At 52.4% G+C, this 16,668-nt stretch carries 15 protein-coding genes; 8 read left to right on the forward strand and 7 right to left on the reverse strand.

What is annotated here, in order from left to right; translation table 11 throughout:
* Positions 1–66: 66 nt before the first annotated feature.
* On the reverse strand, positions 67–1,668 hold the full coding sequence (locus GGC63_RS14510; protein ID WP_079911088.1) for a CTP synthase: 1,602 nt from the start codon (positions 1,666–1,668) through the stop codon (positions 67–69).
* Positions 1,669–1,930: 262 nt separating this feature from the next.
* On the reverse strand, positions 1,931–2,515 hold the full coding sequence (gene rpoE, locus GGC63_RS14515) for a DNA-directed RNA polymerase subunit delta (RefSeq protein WP_079911089.1): 585 nt from the start codon (positions 2,513–2,515) through the stop codon (positions 1,931–1,933).
* A gap of 437 nt (positions 2,516–2,952) precedes the next feature.
* On the opposite strand from rpoE, the gene GGC63_RS14520 reads away from it, so the two are divergent.
* Positions 2,953–4,134 (forward strand): S8 family peptidase, encoded by a 1,182-nt coding sequence (locus GGC63_RS14520; protein WP_318781054.1) that lies wholly within the window; start codon positions 2,953–2,955, stop codon positions 4,132–4,134.
* A gap of 46 nt (positions 4,135–4,180) precedes the next feature.
* On the opposite strand, the gene GGC63_RS14525 is transcribed toward GGC63_RS14520, so the two are convergent.
* Both GGC63_RS14525 and GGC63_RS14530 read right to left on the reverse strand, forming a co-directional pair.
* On the reverse strand, positions 4,181–4,588 hold the full coding sequence (locus GGC63_RS14525; protein WP_192702928.1) for a DUF1934 domain-containing protein: 408 nt from the start codon (positions 4,586–4,588) through the stop codon (positions 4,181–4,183).
* 65 nt (positions 4,589–4,653) lie between these two features.
* Positions 4,654–6,672: a beta-galactosidase gene (locus tag GGC63_RS14530; protein ID WP_192702929.1), complete on the reverse strand. Its 2,019-nt coding sequence runs from the start codon at positions 6,670–6,672 to the stop codon at positions 4,654–4,656.
* Between the two features lie 137 nt (positions 6,673–6,809).
* On the opposite strand from GGC63_RS14530, the gene GGC63_RS14535 reads away from it, so the two are divergent.
* Positions 6,810–7,640, forward strand: a complete 831-nt coding sequence (locus GGC63_RS14535) for an AraC family transcriptional regulator (protein ID WP_192702930.1) — start codon at positions 6,810–6,812, stop codon at positions 7,638–7,640.
* Positions 7,641–7,835: 195 nt separating this feature from the next.
* Complete coding sequence (locus GGC63_RS14540; protein WP_192702931.1) at positions 7,836–8,696, forward strand: metallophosphoesterase; 861 nt, start codon at positions 7,836–7,838, stop codon at positions 8,694–8,696.
* 122 nt (positions 8,697–8,818) lie between these two features.
* Here GGC63_RS14540 and speB read toward each other — a convergent pair whose 3' ends face one another.
* Positions 8,819–9,688 (reverse strand): agmatinase, encoded by an 870-nt coding sequence (gene speB, locus GGC63_RS14545; RefSeq protein WP_192702932.1) that lies wholly within the window; start codon positions 9,686–9,688, stop codon positions 8,819–8,821.
* A gap of 34 nt (positions 9,689–9,722) precedes the next feature.
* Complete coding sequence (gene speE, locus GGC63_RS14550; protein WP_192702933.1) at positions 9,723–10,550, reverse strand: polyamine aminopropyltransferase; 828 nt, start codon at positions 10,548–10,550, stop codon at positions 9,723–9,725.
* A 368-nt stretch (positions 10,551–10,918) separates the two neighbouring features.
* Between speE and GGC63_RS14555 the strand changes: the two genes are divergently transcribed.
* The 5 genes from GGC63_RS14555 to GGC63_RS14575 all read left to right on the forward strand — a co-directional run bounded on the left by GGC63_RS14555 (position 10,919) and on the right by GGC63_RS14575 (position 15,974).
* Complete coding sequence (locus tag GGC63_RS14555) at positions 10,919–12,970, forward strand: transglycosylase domain-containing protein (protein ID WP_412973867.1); 2,052 nt, start codon at positions 10,919–10,921, stop codon at positions 12,968–12,970.
* A gap of 346 nt (positions 12,971–13,316) precedes the next feature.
* Positions 13,317–13,847: a hypothetical protein gene (locus tag GGC63_RS14560; RefSeq protein ID WP_192702935.1), complete on the forward strand. Its 531-nt coding sequence runs from the start codon at positions 13,317–13,319 to the stop codon at positions 13,845–13,847.
* Positions 13,848–13,949: 102 nt separating this feature from the next.
* Positions 13,950–14,624 (forward strand): vancomycin high temperature exclusion protein, encoded by a 675-nt coding sequence (locus tag GGC63_RS14565; protein ID WP_192702936.1) that lies wholly within the window; start codon positions 13,950–13,952, stop codon positions 14,622–14,624.
* Positions 14,625–14,652: 28 nt separating this feature from the next.
* Complete coding sequence (locus tag GGC63_RS14570; protein WP_192702937.1) at positions 14,653–15,207, forward strand: GNAT family N-acetyltransferase; 555 nt, start codon at positions 14,653–14,655, stop codon at positions 15,205–15,207.
* A gap of 26 nt (positions 15,208–15,233) precedes the next feature.
* Positions 15,234–15,974: a metallophosphoesterase family protein gene (locus tag GGC63_RS14575; RefSeq protein ID WP_079911101.1), complete on the forward strand. Its 741-nt coding sequence runs from the start codon at positions 15,234–15,236 to the stop codon at positions 15,972–15,974.
* Positions 15,975–16,111: 137 nt separating this feature from the next.
* On the opposite strand, the gene GGC63_RS14580 is transcribed toward GGC63_RS14575, so the two are convergent.
* Positions 16,112–16,627 carry a YwhD family protein gene (locus tag GGC63_RS14580; protein ID WP_192702938.1) on the reverse strand — a complete coding sequence of 172 codons (516 nt, stop codon included), beginning with the start codon at positions 16,625–16,627 and terminating at the stop codon, positions 16,112–16,114.
* Between the last annotated feature and the right edge of the window lie 41 nt (positions 16,628–16,668).

The raw sequence follows: 16,668 nt of genomic DNA on the forward strand, positions 1-16,668 counted from the left end.
GAAGTTTCTGAAGAAGCAAATCGAATTGTGTTGTTATGGAATATGCTGTCGCATGAGGATCTATGACTAATTTTTCATTTGAAATGCCGCTTGAACGAAATGCTTGAACAAGGCTTGCGGACGGTTCGGACGCGATGTGAATTCCGGATGGAATTGCACAGCCAGGAACCAAGGATGATCCGGGCATTCAATGATTTCAACCAGTCGGCCATCTGGCGACGTACCGGTAATTTTCAAACCGGCCGATTCCAGCATGTCACGGTATTGATTATTAAATTCGTAGCGGTGACGGTGTCTTTCGTAGACAAGTTCATCGTCGTAGCAGCGCATAGCGAGCGAGCCTTCCGCCAATTTGCACGGATACAATCCAAGACGCATTGTTCCGCCCAGATCTTCAATATCCTTTTGCTCAGGCAGAAGATCAATCACCGGATACGGCGTAGTCGGATTGATCTCGGAGCTGTTCGCTCCCTCCAGATTCAATACGGAACGCGCATATTCCACTACGGCTACCTGCATTCCCAAGCAAATGCCGAAGAACGGAATTTTGTTCTCGCGCGCATAGCGAATGGCAGAAACCTTGCCTTCGATGCCGCGATCGCCGAAGCCTCCCGGTACAAGAATGCCTTGTACACCCTTCAGCAGCTCTTCCACGTTGCCGTCGGTCACCTCTTCGGCGTTGACCCAACGAATTTTAATTTCCGTGTTGCTGTCGATTCCGGCATGCCCCAACGCTTCGACAATACTTAAATAAGCATCATGCAGTGCAACGTACTTGCCGACAATGGCGATTTCCGTCGTATGCTTCAAGGATTTGACGCGCTGAACAAGGCTTTCCCATTCCGTCATATCCGGTTCATTCGTAGTCAGCTTCAAATGATTGACGACGATATCGTCGAGCCCTTGCTCACGCAGCATCATCGGTACTTCATACAAGGTATCCGCATCCAGACACTCGACTACCGCTTTCTCATCGATGTCGCAGAACAAGGCCAGCTTGCGCTTCATATCCTCGGACAACGGATGCTCCGTACGGCAAACGATAACATGAGGCTGAATACCGATTCCGCGAAGCTCCTTCACGCTGTGCTGGGTCGGCTTGGTTTTAACTTCGCCCGCCGCTTTCAAGTAAGGAATCAGCGTCACGTGGATGTACATGACGTTCTCGCGTCCAATGTCGCTCTTAATTTGGCGAATAGCCTCGATGAACGGCAAGCTCTCGATATCGCCGACCGTACCGCCGATTTCAGTAATAACGACGTCGGATTGCGCTTCGCGTCCTGCGCGGAATACGCGATCCTTGATTTCGTTGGTAATGTGCGGGATAACCTGCACCGTTCCGCCCAAATACTCTCCGCGACGCTCTTTCGTAATAACGGAGGAATAGATTTTGCCCGTCGTTACGTTGCTGTTCTTGGATAAGTTAATATCGATAAAACGCTCGTAGTGACCCAAGTCCAAATCGGTTTCCGCGCCGTCATCGGTAACGAAAACTTCCCCGTGCTGGTATGGACTCATCGTTCCAGGGTCTACGTTAATATAAGGGTCAAATTTTTGAATGGTAACTTTCAGCCCCCGGTTTTTCAAGAGCCTTCCGAGCGATGCCGCTGTAATCCCCTTGCCCAATGAGGAAACAACGCCCCCCGTGACGAAAATATACTTGGTCATTATGTAACCCTCCAATATTGATAGTATTGCGCGAAATCAGTTCTCATAAACGGAAGGAAAGCAACAACTTCCGCGCCACAATCCATTTCACGTCCAACGGCGCGGAACGCTCAAAAATCCCCCATAAAAAAAGAAAAAATGCCCCGACTTTGCGCGGGGCACTTTATAGTCAAGACATTCGTCATGATTCGATCTTTTCCAAAGCCCAGAAAATAGTTTACTCTGAACGCCCATCCCTGTCAAGAAGGAGGAGGGAATTGGTTTATTTCCGGTCGTCGTCTTCATCCTCATCATCAAATTCTTCCTCTTCGGAATCATCCAATTCCTCGTCGGAGTCTTCCTCCAGATCGGTCTCCTCGATCTCCTCTTCAATCTCGTCCTCTTCGAAGAATTCGGTTTCTTCCTCTGCTTCTTCTTCCGATTCAAAGTCATCCTCGTCACGCACTTTGTCGAAGGAGTCGTAATCTTCCTCCTCGGCGAAATGATCCTCTTCCTCGGCGAACAGATCCTCATCGTCCAGATCGTCGTCTTCATCGTTAATAATGCGCGGACGCTTGCCGCTGCCAACGGCATCCTCGGATTTCTCAACCGGATACCAGCGCTTCAATCCCCACAAATTCGTGCCGACACAAGCAAACCGGCCGTCTATATTGATCTCCGTATATAGTTGAGCGATAACCTGCATGACTTCATCTTCAGAGAGGCCTTTAATTTTGGCGATTTCAGCCATTAAATCACGGTAATAAAAAGGTGTATTCGCAGCTTTCAGCAATTCAAATGCTAGATCGACCATCGGCATTTCTTTTGCTTGCTCCGCACCGACCTTTAGAGTGTACTGTCCACTCATCCAAGCACATCCCTTCGAACATTTTACAAGAGTCCTAACTCATAATATCCATTATACTCATTTAGTAAACCTTATTTTATGTAAAAATGCAACTAGGAGTCTGTCCGCAGGACCGCTTTTTTTGCTGATAAAGACTCTGATCCCCATCCTCCTCAAAATCTTCGCCGATCCCGTCCAAAGAAAGAAGCGAAGGAAAGCTCCTTCGCCTTTGACTGTATCCGCGAGAGCCGAGTACAGATCTGCCCCAACTCCCATCTCGCTGAAGAGAATCGACCGACTCTCTCTATTTATCGTATGTGCAAGTTTCCCGAATGACACGGGTCCCAACCCAATTATTTATATAAAGGTTATGTGCACATGCCGCCGGACTTCCTCCTACATACGATATTGAAAAGCGTATGATTCCAGACGGCCGATGCATGGGGGGAAGATCAACTGTGAAACCATCCGCGTTTGTTGAATGGCTACATGGAGCCATGGAAGGTACAGGCAGCAGCGATTGCAAGCATATCATCCGATTCAACGACCCAATGCATTACTCAGCTTGCCTGCAACAAATTAAACGCCGCAAGAAGAAATGGACCCGGCTTAAGGAAGTCCAGCCGCTGCAAATCATTCACGCCCTTTCCTGCACCCTGAATTCCCCGGAGCTGTTGGTGGATCTCCCTTTTATCCAATCCGTTGAACCGGATACCTTGATGAAGGTTCATGCACCGAAATCTTTAAAGTCAGTTCAGTCTAACAGCGGAAAGTCAGCGAGCGAGACGCAGACGATTCCTTGGGGCATTCGGCATATCCGGGCTCCTCAAGCTTGGAAAAAATCCAAAGGGGACCGGATTCATATCGGGGTCATCGATACCGGGGCCGACTACACGCATCCGGATTTGCGCAACTGCCTGTCACACGGAATTAACCTGCTGAACCGGTTTCTGCTGCCCAATGACGATAACGGCCACGGGACCCATATCGCGGGTACGATCGCCGCATCCAGCCGCCAGCGCGGGATATTGGGAGTGGCTCCGGAAGCTCTGATCCATCCGGTGAAGGCATTCGATCATCAAGGCAGCGCGTTTGTTTCCGATATTATTAACGGCATCGACTGGTGCGTGAAAAATCAAATACACATTATTAATATGAGCTTCGGCATGAAAACGTACAGTAAAGCGCTGGAATTGGCCGTGCGCAACGCGTATGAGGCTGGCGTCATCGTCGTAGCCTCCTCCGGCAACGAAGGCAAGAAAGCGGGAATTGATTACCCTGCCAGACTTCGTCAGGTGATCGCCGTAGGGGCGACAACCCGGCGCGGGCAGATCGCTCCCTTCAGCAACATCAGCAAAAAAATCGACATTTATGCCCCAGGTGAGAGAGTATATTCCACTTGGCTGCGAGGAAAATATCACGAATTAAGCGGTACCTCGATGGCGACTTCGCACGTCACCGGCGTGATCGCTCTTATGCTTGCCAAAAAGCCGGGCCTAAAGCCGATGCAGGTAAAAACCATCATCAAGAAAAACGCCAAGCTGATTTTGAAAGCAAACAGAACCAGCTTCGGTATCAAGGAAATCAATGCGATGAGAGCCGTCGGCGCAGTATCAAAAACGGTTTCGAGCGGAGACTGATGCAACCGCCCGAAACCGTTTTTTTGTTTGTCTTCGCTTATTCGGCTTACTGCCGCAAAGCAATCGTCACCTTTAACCGGAAGGAGCCGGATTTCTCCCCCGCCACATACAAGTCATAGCTCCAATCGACGGTCCCGAGACCCTCCAACAGATCGATGATCATGGAGGTCGTGTCCGTGTGCAGCTCCAGGCTGCCTTGAGGCATCTCATAGCTCCCCCGGCAGCTTTGGCCCTGCACGAACGTAAGCTCCGATCGCACGCTCCCGCTCCGTAATAACCGGATGCGGTCACGCTCCAGCTTGATCGTCGTCATCGTCCCCGACATCTCCGGATCGGCTTCTTCATATCGCAAATAATAGTGATCGCCCTTTGGGAACAGCTCTCCCTGAACGGACTGCTGCATGCTCTGGTCCTCATAGAAACTCTCTATCACGACCGATACTGCCCTCTTCATCTTTCCCGCACCTCCCGCTACACGCAACAGTGTAACGAAACGGGAACCTTTTTTCAAGGAAAGGACTAAGGCTGCAAGTGAAGGATCGCAATCCCGTTAGGATCAAGCTCCAGCGAGGTATCGACGGACCGGCCGCTGATCAAGTCCACGAAAGCCCCTTCCGGAAGCCCCACGCTGGTTTTCTGTCCATTATGGTTCAGCACGAAGATATAGCGGTCCCCGTTCGCCGATCGGCGTACCGTCGCCTCCACACCCGCAGGCGCCGTCACAGGAGCCTGCAGCTCTAAATCAGCCAGCAGGCCGCCCACGAGCTGCTTGATGTAGCCAGCCTCTGGCTGCGTGCCAACATAATAGGCCTTTCCGCTTCCGAACGTATGTTCCGTAACGGCCGGAGAGCCTGCAAAGAAATCGGAAGTAAAGGATGCCAGAGATTCGGCTCCCTCAAGCCGTATTATATCGGCCCAAAGATTGCAGCTGAACTCCCCGCCCCCGGTTACGCTGATGCCATTGGTTTGGCCCGGCAGCATAGGATCGAATTCCTCCACGCAGATCCCAAGCAGCTTGCGAAGCGGTGCCGGGTATCCGCCCAAGTGGATGCGGTCATTCTCGTCAACGATGCCGCTGAAGAAGGTCGTTAGCAGCGTGCCTCCATTCTGCACGTACGATTCCAAATTGGCCGCGACGCCGGGAGCGACCATATACATTGCAGGCGCAATAACCAGCTTGTAGCTGCTTAAATCGGCGTTCGGCTGCACGAAGTCCACGCCGACATTATGCTCGAATAAGGCCTGGTAATACTGCTTGACCTGCTCCAGGTACAGGATATCCCGGCTCGGCTTGGAGTCCAGCTCCAGCGCCCACCAGTTATGCCAGTCAAAGATCATCGCCACGCGCGCCTCCACGCGGGAATCGACCAAGGCGTCAAGCCGTTTCAGCTCTTGTCCGAGCTGTTCGACTTCACGATAAATGCGGCTGTTCTCATCTCCGGTGTGCGTCACCATAGCGCCATGGAACTTCTCTGCTCCGGCCTGGGATTGTCGCCATTGGAAGAACATCACGCCGTCCCCGCCGTGGGCGATCGTCTGATAGCTCCATAGGCGCATGACGCCGGGGCGCTTAAGCGGATTCTGCTGCCGCCAGTTCACCTGGCTTGTTACCTGCTCCATGAGAATAAACGGCTGTCCGCCCTTCAGGCTGCGCATCAAATCATGCTGCATGGCGGCAAATACCGGAATCCCCGCCGTCGGCTCCGGATAGCTGTCCCAGGTAACCACATCCAGATGCTTGGCCCATTCGAAATGATCCAGCGGCTTGAAGGCTCCCATGAAATTCGTCATGATCGGCAAATGCGGTGTAATTTCCTTCAGAATCCTCTGTTCTCCCAAATAGGCGTCAAGCAGGCTGTCGGACATGAAGCGCTTGTAATCCAGCTGTTGGCCCGGGTTCGGGTACGTCGGCGTTTTGCCGGGCAGGCCGATTTCTTCCCAGTCATAATATTTTTGGCTCCAGAAATTCGTTCCCCAGCGGGCATTCAGCTCATCAATCGTCCCGTAGCGCTTTTGAAGCCATACGCGAAACTCCCGGGTACATTCGTCGCAGAAGCATTGGGAAATATGGCACGCATACTCGTTGTTAATATGCCACATAGCAAGCGCAGGATGGTCCTTATACCGTTCTGCCAGCTTGCGGACCAGCCGCTGTCCATACAGGCGGAACGCCTTGCTGTTAGGGCAGTAATGCTGGCGCGAGCCTTGAGCGTAACGGGCCCCGTTCTCGTCTACAGGCAAAGACTCGGGATGCAGCTTCGCCAGCCATGCAGGCGGCGATGCGGTAGCGGTTGCCAGGTCCGCCATAATGCCGTGCTCGGCCATCAAATCCATCAGGCGGTCCAGCCATGCAAAATCGTATGTTTCCGGTCCCGGCTGCAGTGCAGCCCAGCTGAAGATACCGACGCTGACAATGTTGACGCCAGCCTTGTTCATCAAACGCATATCGTCTTTCCATACTTCCTCCGGCCATTGCTCCGGATTATAATCGCCCCCATAGAACAAATGGGGAAGCTTAACATTTTTGGATACGGTCATAACGAAACCTCCTCAAAATAGGATCATATGCATAGGATAAATCTTATTGAGGTGCTATTTCAATCGGATCATTTTCTTGTTAATATGAATATATTCATATTGGTTTCTACGGAAGCATAAGGCGGTGTCTCTACCCTTTGGACTACAATATATTCGGCGTCATGACGGAAATGGATTTGAAATATCCGATCTATATTACGAATGCGGGCGGCTGGCGCAATCAGGAGCCCATGCACCGGGAGAAGGGCTTCCCCGACTACCAGTGGATTCAGACGGTGAGCGGGGCTGGTCAGCTGGAGGTCGGCGGCAAGCAGTATACGGTGAGCGAGGGACAAGGCATGTTCCTGCTTCCTAATGAGAAGCACGGCTATGCTCCGGTCCGTGAGCCCTGGACAGTCAAATGGGTGACGTTCAACGGAGCTCATATGGCTGAGCTGCTGGCTTCCATGCATTTCGATACATCGACCATCCTATATTTAAGCAATCCCGATGTGACACTTAATAAAATCAATGCCATCGTCTCGATCCTGCAATCGGAAGATCCGCTGCGGGGAGCGGAATGCTCCTCCCTCGGCTATCAGCTGCTGCTCGATCTGTTCCTGTACGCCTCCCGTTCGGAGGTCCGTACCAAAAGGCAGCATGCGGAGCAGCTCGCTCCGGCATTTCTGTATATCGAGGCCCACTATCATGAGACCATCAGCCTGCAGCAGCTTGCCGACCAGCTCGGCGTCACTCCCCAGCATACCTGCCTGCTGTTCCAGCAGACACTCGGCATCCGTCCCTTTGCCTACTTGACCCGCTACCGGCTGCGAAAGGCAAAGGAGCTGCTGCTCAAGCAGCCGAACACGGAGGTTCGCGATATCGCCCGCAGCGTCGGGTACGAGGACAGCAGCTACTTTATCAAGCTGTTCAAAAAGCAGGAAGGGATTACCCCGAGCAGCTTTCGCAAAATTCACCGCCTGGCCTGACAGCAACCTTTGCCCTGCGTAAAGCGTAAATACCATATCAATAGTTTTTCCAAAATAAGGAGCGGTGTGCATCATGCTGTTAGTCATGAGTTGTCAGGCGGTATGGGATTCCAGTGTTCCTCCCTATAGGGCGGACCTGGCTAATATCCTCTGCCCGGTGAAATATGAACATCCTCGGCGTATGGAGCTTGCCCTATGACCTCCAAGCTTAGCAGAAGATCTTTTCTGAAGCATGCGCTGTCCGGCTTCGCGCAGCTTGCCGTATTATCCGCAGGCGGTTACGGTTACGCACGCTATGCCGAACCTCGCTGGCTGCAAACCAAGCATCTGACCTTAACGCTGAAGCGGCTGCCTCCTGCCTTTAACGGGATGCGGATCGTCCAATTCAGCGACGTTCATCTCGGGTTCCATTATACAGCGGAGCAGCTCTCTCATCTGGTCGGCATTATCCAGTCCCATGAACCCGATCTGATCTGCTTTACCGGCGACCTGTACGACTACGTCGTTCTGGAAGACGCCCCTGCGGTTATTCAGGCGTTGTCCCGTCTGGAAGCCCCTCTCGGCAAAGGAGCGGTTCTTGGAAATCACGATTACTACGGCAAGGAGCCGAAGAAAATTACGAAGATTTTGGCCGATAGCGGCTTCTATGTCTTGAACAACCAGTCCGTCGCTCTGAACCGGGGCAAGGATTACATATGGCTGAGCGGCATAGAGGATATGTGGAACGGGCAGCCGGACATCGACAAGACAATGCAATCCGTGCCCCCTAACGACTTTGTGCTGCTGCTGTCCCATTGTCCCGATTTCGCCGATATCGCTCTTCAATATCCGATCGATTTGCAGCTATCCGGTCACAGTCACGGCGGCCAGGTGCGGCTTCCCTTCTATGGCCATATCGTCACTCCCGAATACGCCAAAAAATACGTAGACGGCCTGTATATTTTGGGCGACGGCAAGCTGCAGGTCTATACCAATCGGGGCATCGGCGTGTCCCAATACCCGGTCCGGTTTTACTGCCGTCCGGAGTTAACGGTCTTAACCCTGCAATCGGGGTAAGCTTGCCGTACGGAGACCCGCAAATTGGAGCCTCGACTCAGAAGCCGATAGAACGAACAAATATGCAAAAAGGCAGCCCCTGCGCCATCGGCGGAAGAGCTGCCTCTTTCTAATTGCATCTATTATTTCACTAGTCCGAGCAAAATTTCTCTAATAAGCTTAGCGGCTACAATTTGCGTCTGCTCCGTCGGATCGTAGGCAGGAGCTACCTCCACCACATCGGCGCCAACGACATTCAGGTTAGCCGCAGCCATAGCATGAATTGCAGCCAGCAGCTCCTTCGAGGTGATGCCGCCCGCTTCTGCGGTACCGGTACCCGGTGCGCAGGAAGGATCGAGGACGTCGATATCGATCGTCAGGTAAATCGGACGACCCGCCAGCTCCGGAAGCACCTTTTTCAAAGGCTCCAATACTTCGAACGGATGGAAGTTGATATTCTCGCGGGCATAACGGAATTCCTCGCGGGAGCCGGAGCGGATACCGAACTGGTAAATGTTGCGTCCGCCCATTAACTCCGCCGCTTTGCGAAGCGGTGTGGAGTGCGACAGCGGTTCGCCTTCGTACTGCTCGCGCAAATCCGCATGAGCGTCGAAATGAACGATCGCCAAATCAGGGTATTTGGCATAAACCTCGCGGAAGATCGGCCAAGAGCACAGATGCTCTCCGCCAAGACCAAGCGGGAATTTGCCGTCGTTCAGCAAGCCGCGCACATATTCGCCGATGATATCCAGGCTGCGCGCCGCATTGCCGAAAGGCAGCAGCAAATCGCCTGCATCGAAGTATTTCATGTCCTCAAGGCTTTTGTCGAGGTAAGGGCTGTACTCCTCCAGACCGATCGACACTTCGCGGATACGCGGAGGGCCAAAGCGGGAGCCTGGACGGAAGCTGACCGTAAAGTCCATAGGCATACCATATATTACGGCTCGTGATGCCTCGTAATCATCAGAACTTAAAATAAATACGTTACCGGAATATGCTTGATCCAAACGCATGCGTGACACTTCCTTACTTTAAGAGATAGGTACTTTATTTCGTAAGATCTTCTACGAATTTCGGCAAGGCGAAAGCCGCTTTATGCAGTCGAGGCGTGTAGTACTTCGTCTCGATTTCAGGAATTTTCGTCTCGTCGACCTCAAGCGGGTCGTATTTTTTGCTGCCCATCGTGAAGGTCCACAAGCCGCTTGGGTACGTTGGAATGTTCGCGCAGTATACGCGTACGATCGGGAAGATTTCTTTTACATCGCGGTTCACCGTTTGGATCAAGTCCGCCTTGAACCAAGGATTGTCTGTTTGCGCTACGAAAATACCGTCTTCCTTCAACGCTTCGAAGATGCCTTGGTAAAATCCGCGGGTGAACAGCTCTACTGCCGGTCCAACCGGTTCTGTAGAATCGACCATAATAACATCGTATGTATTTTTATGATCATGGATATGCATGTAGCCGTCGTTTACAATAACCTCTACGCGGGGATGATTCAGCTGTCCTGCGATTTCCGGCAAGTACTTTTTGGAATACTCGATGACTTTGCCGTCGATTTCTACAAGTACCGCTTTCTCGACTTCGGGGTGCTTCAGTACTTCGCGGATAACCCCGCCGTCGCCGCCGCCTACAACCAGCACATGCTTAGGATTAGGATGCGTGAAAAGCGCAGGGTGCGCTACCATTTCATGATACACAAACTCATCCTTAATCGTAGTCATCACCATGCCGTCCAAAACAAGCATACGTCCGAATTCTTCTGTATCGATCATAGCGAGATCTTGAAAGTCGGTTTTCTCCTTTACAAGCGTCTCACGAATTTTTGCGGTAATGCCGAAACTTTCGGTTTGCTTCTCCGTGTACCACAATTCCATTATCAGTTCACCCTTCCTTCTTCATCATACCGGTTCATTCCAGATCCTGGAGCGTATGGTTTTTTCCTGTTCCAAACGGGCCGATTTCCTGCGTTATCTGCTTCTGGTTTTGCGTCAAGTTGTATTATAGTGTATCCACCCGAAAATGCAAATACAAACCGGCCGAAATTCGGAACCTTTAAAAAAAATTAACGCGGATGCCGCATTCCTTGAATAGCCGTTTCTATGTTTTTCCATAATGGAAAGTAAGGACTCTTGAAGCTTGTATTGAAATAGCCCTGCAAAGCGGGCGCTGGCCTTGAGGCTAGTCCAGTCCTTTTTTTGGGGGAGCCCCCAAATTATAATGTTGTAAGAAAGGAGGGATGATCGTGTCCGATGCGAAAAAGAACAAACCGGCCGAGCCGGACGAGCTTCGCTGGTTCCGAAAGCTGAAATCGGCTGTGTCGCTCGCCTTCTCTACGCTCCTTATGACTACGGCCGTCATCTTCATCCTGCTGTTATATATGCGTTCCCAGGCGCTGCCGGTCTCCAAAATGGGTCCCTCGACCGAAATGTACGATATGCACGGAGAGGTGCTGGAAACATTAAACGGAGGAAAAAACCGCCAGGAGGTTCCTCTTGACAACATTTCCCCATATTTGGTCGAAGCGACGCTGGCCATTGAAGATCGTAATTTTTACAATCATTACGGCTTTGATCTGCGCGGGATCGCACGGGCGGCCGTCGTCAACCTGCAGCATATGGCCAAGGTTCAGGGGGCCGGTACGATTACGCAGCAGCTGGCCCGGAATCTGTACTTATCACACGAGCGCACATGGTCGAGAAAGCTGAAGGAAACGTACTACGCCGTCCAAATGGAATTGCATATGACCAAGGACGAAATATTGGACGAGTATTTGAATCAAATTTATTACGGGCATTCCACCTACGGCATTCAGGCGGCGGCCAAGCTGTTCTTCGGCAAGGATGCCAAGGATTTGACGCTTGCCGAAAGCGCCATGCTGGCCGGTATTCCGAAAGGTCCCCGCTACTATTCTCCCTACTATGATATGAAAAGCGCAAAGGACCGGCAGGAAACGGTGCTCCAAACGATGGTCCATGCCGGCATCATCAGTCAGGGACAGGCCGATCAGGCGGCTAAGGAAAAGCTGACGATCCTGCCGTTGGAGCCCCGCAAACCGGCGATCGCGGGCTACTTCCGCGATTATGTGCGCAGTGTGGCGACGGAAAAGCTGGGCATCACGGAGGACCAGTTCGATGACGGCGGCTTGAAAATCTATACGACGCTGGATATGAACACCCAGAGGGTCGCCGAAGAAACCGTGAGCTCCCAATTGGAGCCCTATCCGGAGATGCAGGCCGCACTGGTGGCAATCGACCCGCGCAACGGCTACGTCAAAGCGATGGTCGGCGGACGCAACTACAGCGAGAATCAATATAACCGGGCATTGTCCAATACCCGGCAGCCGGGCTCTTCCTTTAAGCCGATCATGTATGTCACCGCGCTTCAGCAAAAGCAGTATACCCCGGTGACACGGTTTAAAAGCGAGCCTACGACATTCACCTATGACAACGGAAAGCAAACGTATACGCCAAGCAACTTCGATAACAAGTATTTCGACTGGATCGATCTCCGGCAGGCGATCGCCAAATCGGACAACATCTTCGCCGTTCATACCATACTGGACGTAGGTCCGGAGAATGTCATAGCGATGGCGCGCAAAATGGGCATCAACAGCCCGATGAAGCCGCTCCCCTCGCTAGCGCTTGGCACCTTCCCGGTAAGCCCGTTCGAGATGGCGTCCGCCTTCGGCATCTTCGCCAACCAAGGCGTCCGGGTCGAGCCTACGATCATCACCCGCATCGAGGACAGCTACGGGCGGGTTCTGTATCAGGCGAATCCGGCCAAGGAAACGGTCATCCCGCCTGCCTACACTTACGTCATGACGCAGCTCATGGAGAGCGTATTCGAGACGGGAGGCACCGGCAACCGCGTCTCCGCCGTGCTGAAGCGTCCGGTTGCGGGCAAGACCGGCACCACCAACACAGACGCCTGGCTGGTCGGCTATACGCCCGAGCTGTCCACGGCCGTCTGGGTCGGTTATGACAAAGACCGGAACATCAATGCGGTAGAATCGCATCTGGCCGCTCCTATCTTTGCGGAGTTTACGGAGCATGCGCTGGAGTCGGTTCCGCCGAAGCTGTTCCCGATCCCTGACGGGGTGACCAGCGTCTACATTGATCCGGCGACAGGCAAGCTGGCGAATGATGACTGCCCTAACTCCAGAATGGAAGCCTTCGTGCAGGGAACCGAGCCTACCGACTACTGCACCGAGCAGAAGAAAGAGCCTGTGAAGCCGGCCAAGCCAAAAGGCAACGGCACCTGGTGGGAAGATCTGAAGCGCTGGTGGAACGATTGATGAGGGAGCCGCATCGGATACGGTGCGGCGAGTCTGTTAAAAAAACCGAAAATCTGAAAATTCGCTTCGGTTCCCCGGTGAGGTATCCCCTTCCGGCCGCTGTTGTTCTCGGGAAACTTTGATTATATACGCCTTATAGCGGGGATTTCCCGAGAACAAAGGCGAACGCTATCGCTCCTACAAGGGATACCCCACCTGTCACCTTTTCCATTTTCTGCATGATAGGTTTTTCAACGACCTGGCCGCATCGGATACGGTGCGGCTTTTTTGCTTTTTTAGCCAAATTCCTTCCATATTATGACACACAGCTATGCTATACTATGAGGACAACATTGGAGGTGCGTTTATGGGGCTTCATTCCATTCTAACTGCGGCAAAAAGCATCACAGAGCGGCTGGATACGGCCGGCATCCCTTATGCTTCCGGCGGAAGCGGCCTATTGTACAGCCTCGGGCTCACAGAGCAGGTTCGCGACTGGGATATCACGACGGAGGCACCGCTTGAGGATGTGGAGAAAGCACTGAAAGGAATTTCGTGGACCAGGGCCGTCAGCGGGGATTATCCCTTTGCAAGCAGCTACCGGCTTTCCATCACACACGGTTCCCTTCCTGTAGATCTGATAGGCGGCTTCGCGATTCATACGGATGCCGGATTATGCCGGCTGTATTCCCATTCCTCCCGCGTATGGGAAGGCATCCCTATGGGGAGTCCCGAAGTATGGGCGGCCGCCTATGCATTGATGAACCGTGAGGAGAAGGCGAATAAGCTATTCTCCTATTTGACCGAATGCGGAGCGGACCAGGAGAGGCTGCAGCAGCTGCTGCAGGAACCGCTGCCAGAGCCTGTCCGCAGCAGACTTCTCGCTTTAACAATATGATTTTCAATGCAGGTCAAGCGTTAGCCGGATATCAGAAACTTTTGCGCCATTTGCCGCGTTATATACCATACAAACTAATTTTTCCATAGGTAAGGTTGGGAAATGATGAAGCTAAAATGGAAGCTTACGGCTGTCATCGTGCTGATTGCCGCTCCGATCTTCACTGTATTCACGATTAACAGCATTGTGAAATCCTCCGCGGCACCGTTCATTGTCAGCGTTGAGGAGGCTCCTAAGGCCGAGGCTATTCTTGTTCTGGGTGCAAGGGTATATCCTAACGGCTCGGTATCCAGCATGCTGGGAGACCGATTGGATGCGGCCCTTGAGCTCAAGGAGGCAGGCAAAGCGGACCGGTTCATTGTGAGCGGCGATCACGGCAGAATGGATTACGACGAGGTCAATACGATGAGACGCTATCTGGAGCAGCGAAATGTAGAACCGGAGCATATCTTCATGGATCACGCCGGATTTAGCACGTATGAAAGCATGTACCGCGCTAAAGATATATTCCAGGCAAAAAAAATCGTGATCGTGACCCAGGAGTACCATCTGATGCGCGCTGTCTATACCGCCCGGCAAATGGGTTTGGATGCTTACGGCGTCGCCTCGGACAGGCAGCAATACGCCGGGATGCCGCGCTACGAAACCCGCGAGGTATTAGCCAGGAACAAAGACTTTCTTTATGTAAATTTATTAAAGCCTAAACCGACTTATTTGGGGGACCCGATTCCCGTGATGACCTCTGACGGAAGAATCACCTCTGACGGCAAATCATAACGAACTCAGGTGAACAGAAGCTATGCCTATGAAGCTGCAAGCTGACATTGTCCATATACGCCCCCTCGCTCTATCCGATGCCGAAGCGCTGCATCGCCTTCGCACCGAGAACCGGGAATACCACCGGCTGTTTGAGCCGGTCCGCCCGGACAACCATTTTACGCTTGAGTTCCAGGAGGAACAAATTCGCCTAAGCCTGGTAAATGCGCAAAACGATACCGGCTACAGCTTCGGTATTTTTTTGAATGAAAGCGAGCATTTAATTGGACGCGTTAACCTATCCTCTGTATTCCGGGGGCCTTGGCAAAACGCTAATATCGGCTATTATTTAGATAAAGGGCATACAGGCAAAGGCTATGCGACGGAAGCCGTCAAACTGACCGTACATTGCGCCTTCCACCATTTGAAGCTGCATCGCGTCCAAGGCGCTGTTATGCCCCGCAATACACCTTCCATCCGTGTGCTTGAGAAAGCAGGGTTTCGTTACGAGGGCTTAGCCCGAAACTACTTGCATATTCATGATGTGTGGGAGGATCATAATATTTATGCAATTACCTGTGAGGAGCAGCAGGATCTTCCTTAATTTCAGGTAGCCAGGAGGGCTGCATAATGCAAAAAATAGCTGTCATATCCGATATTCACGGCAACATTCCGGCTCTCGATGCAGTGCTAGAGGACATACGCCAGCGGGGAGTCACGGCTATCTATTGTTTGGGAGATTTGGTCGGTACCGGCCCTCATCCGGCCGAAGCCGTTGATACCATCAAGGAGCTGTGTCCCGTCGTTGTTATGGGAAACTGGGATCATCTATTGACCAAGCCCAGTCAGGACGAGGTTCTCCAGTGGCATCAGCGCCGGTTAGGGGAGGAACGCCTCCGCTGGCTCGGGCAGCTTCCCTTCTCCCACGATTTTATGATGAGCGGCAAAAAGATCCGGTTGTTTCACGCATCCCCGGTCAGTGTGTATACGCGCATTCAGCCGTGGGATTCAATGGAAAGCCGGCTCACCATGTTTCATAATACCGACCAGACAGGAGGAACGGATGGCAGCGAGCTGCCCGATGTCGTCGGCTACGGAGACATTCACAACGCCTACTCCCAAAATCTGCGCGGAAGAACGCTGTTTAATGCAGGCAGCGTAGGCAACCCTCTCGACATCCCGCAGGCCTCTTATGCCATATTGGAAGGGCAGCTCGACAGCTCCGTTCCTTCCGCCTTCTCCATCCAGCTTGTCCGGGTTCCTTATGATATCGAGCTGGCCGTCCGTCTGGCGGAGCAGGCCGATATTCCGCTGCTCGAACCGTACAGCCGCGAGCTTCGAACAGGACGTTACCGCGGCTTGAAGGAATAATCCTATTTTTTGTCCAACACAAAAAGGCAGACCGAGGTCTGCCTTTTTGCTGTCCTAGTATATGTTGCATATACTGAGCAATAGTATACATCGTTCGCGAGGACTTATACAATGGAAGTCACATAATGTACATAATTTTATGCCAGCGCTTCCTTCAGCGCCTCATCTGAGTTTTCCCACATCTCCGGGTTGTACTCCATAAGCAATTTTCGCAAGGCCGCCTTCTCCCGGGTCGGCAAATTTTCCAGCATGATCCGGCGTTTCAACGCATAATCCATCCGGTTTACATGGTCAGCCAGGATCTTCCACCCGCGTCTTGCCTCCGGATCGACCGACATTTCGCAGGACGTCACACCCGCATAATAAGAGCCGGATTCCCTGCGGTCCGCCGCTACCCAAACGATCCAGCAGGTGCGCCCGTTCGGGACGTCCTCCTTGTTCGTCGAGAATTTGATACCTTTCTCCACCTTGCTCTTCGCATGCAGAGCTCCCATATCGAGATACGCCTCGTCCCCATCGATAATGACGCTGGACAGCTGGCTCAGGTCGATAGATCCTGCGCCAAAGCCACGATGCTCCACCTTGCCGCTGACAATGTTGAGAGAGTTCAATTTTTTCGGCTTATCCGCCGCTTGATCCTTATTTATATCCATTAATGGCACCATCCGTCTTTAATGTTATCGTCTTGCCCGTT

The sequence above is a fragment of the Paenibacillus sp. OAS669 genome (assembly GCF_014873645.1).
GTDB lineage: Bacteria > Bacillota > Bacilli > Paenibacillales > NBRC-103111 > Paenibacillus_S > Paenibacillus_S vulneris.

Excerpts from the sequence above, each read along its gene's own strand:
- GGC63_RS14530 (WP_192702929.1), bottom strand. The coding sequence starts at position 6,672 with ATGACCGTATCCAAAAATGTTAAGCTTCCCCATTTGTTCTATGGGGGC.
- GGC63_RS14525 (WP_192702928.1), bottom strand. The coding sequence starts at position 4,588 with ATGAAGAGGGCAGTATCGGTCGTGATAGAGAGTTTCTATGAGGACCAG.
- GGC63_RS14570 (WP_192702937.1), top strand. The coding sequence starts at position 14,653 with ATGAAGCTGCAAGCTGACATTGTCCATATACGCCCCCTCGCTCTATCC.
- GGC63_RS14540 (WP_192702931.1), top strand. The coding sequence starts at position 7,836 with ATGACCTCCAAGCTTAGCAGAAGATCTTTTCTGAAGCATGCGCTGTCC.
- GGC63_RS14580 (WP_192702938.1), bottom strand. The coding sequence starts at position 16,627 with ATGGATATAAATAAGGATCAAGCGGCGGATAAGCCGAAAAAATTGAAC.
- speE (WP_192702933.1), bottom strand. The coding sequence starts at position 10,550 with ATGGAATTGTGGTACACGGAGAAGCAAACCGAAAGTTTCGGCATTACC.
- GGC63_RS14510 (WP_079911088.1), bottom strand. The coding sequence starts at position 1,668 with ATGACCAAGTATATTTTCGTCACGGGGGGCGTTGTTTCCTCATTGGGC.
- GGC63_RS14575 (WP_079911101.1), top strand. The coding sequence starts at position 15,234 with ATGCAAAAAATAGCTGTCATATCCGATATTCACGGCAACATTCCGGCT.
- GGC63_RS14565 (WP_192702936.1), top strand. The coding sequence starts at position 13,950 with ATGATGAAGCTAAAATGGAAGCTTACGGCTGTCATCGTGCTGATTGCC.
- GGC63_RS14560 (WP_192702935.1), top strand. The coding sequence starts at position 13,317 with ATGGGGCTTCATTCCATTCTAACTGCGGCAAAAAGCATCACAGAGCGG.
- rpoE (WP_079911089.1), bottom strand. The coding sequence starts at position 2,515 with ATGAGTGGACAGTACACTCTAAAGGTCGGTGCGGAGCAAGCAAAAGAA.
- speB (WP_192702932.1), bottom strand. The coding sequence starts at position 9,688 with ATGCGTTTGGATCAAGCATATTCCGGTAACGTATTTATTTTAAGTTCT.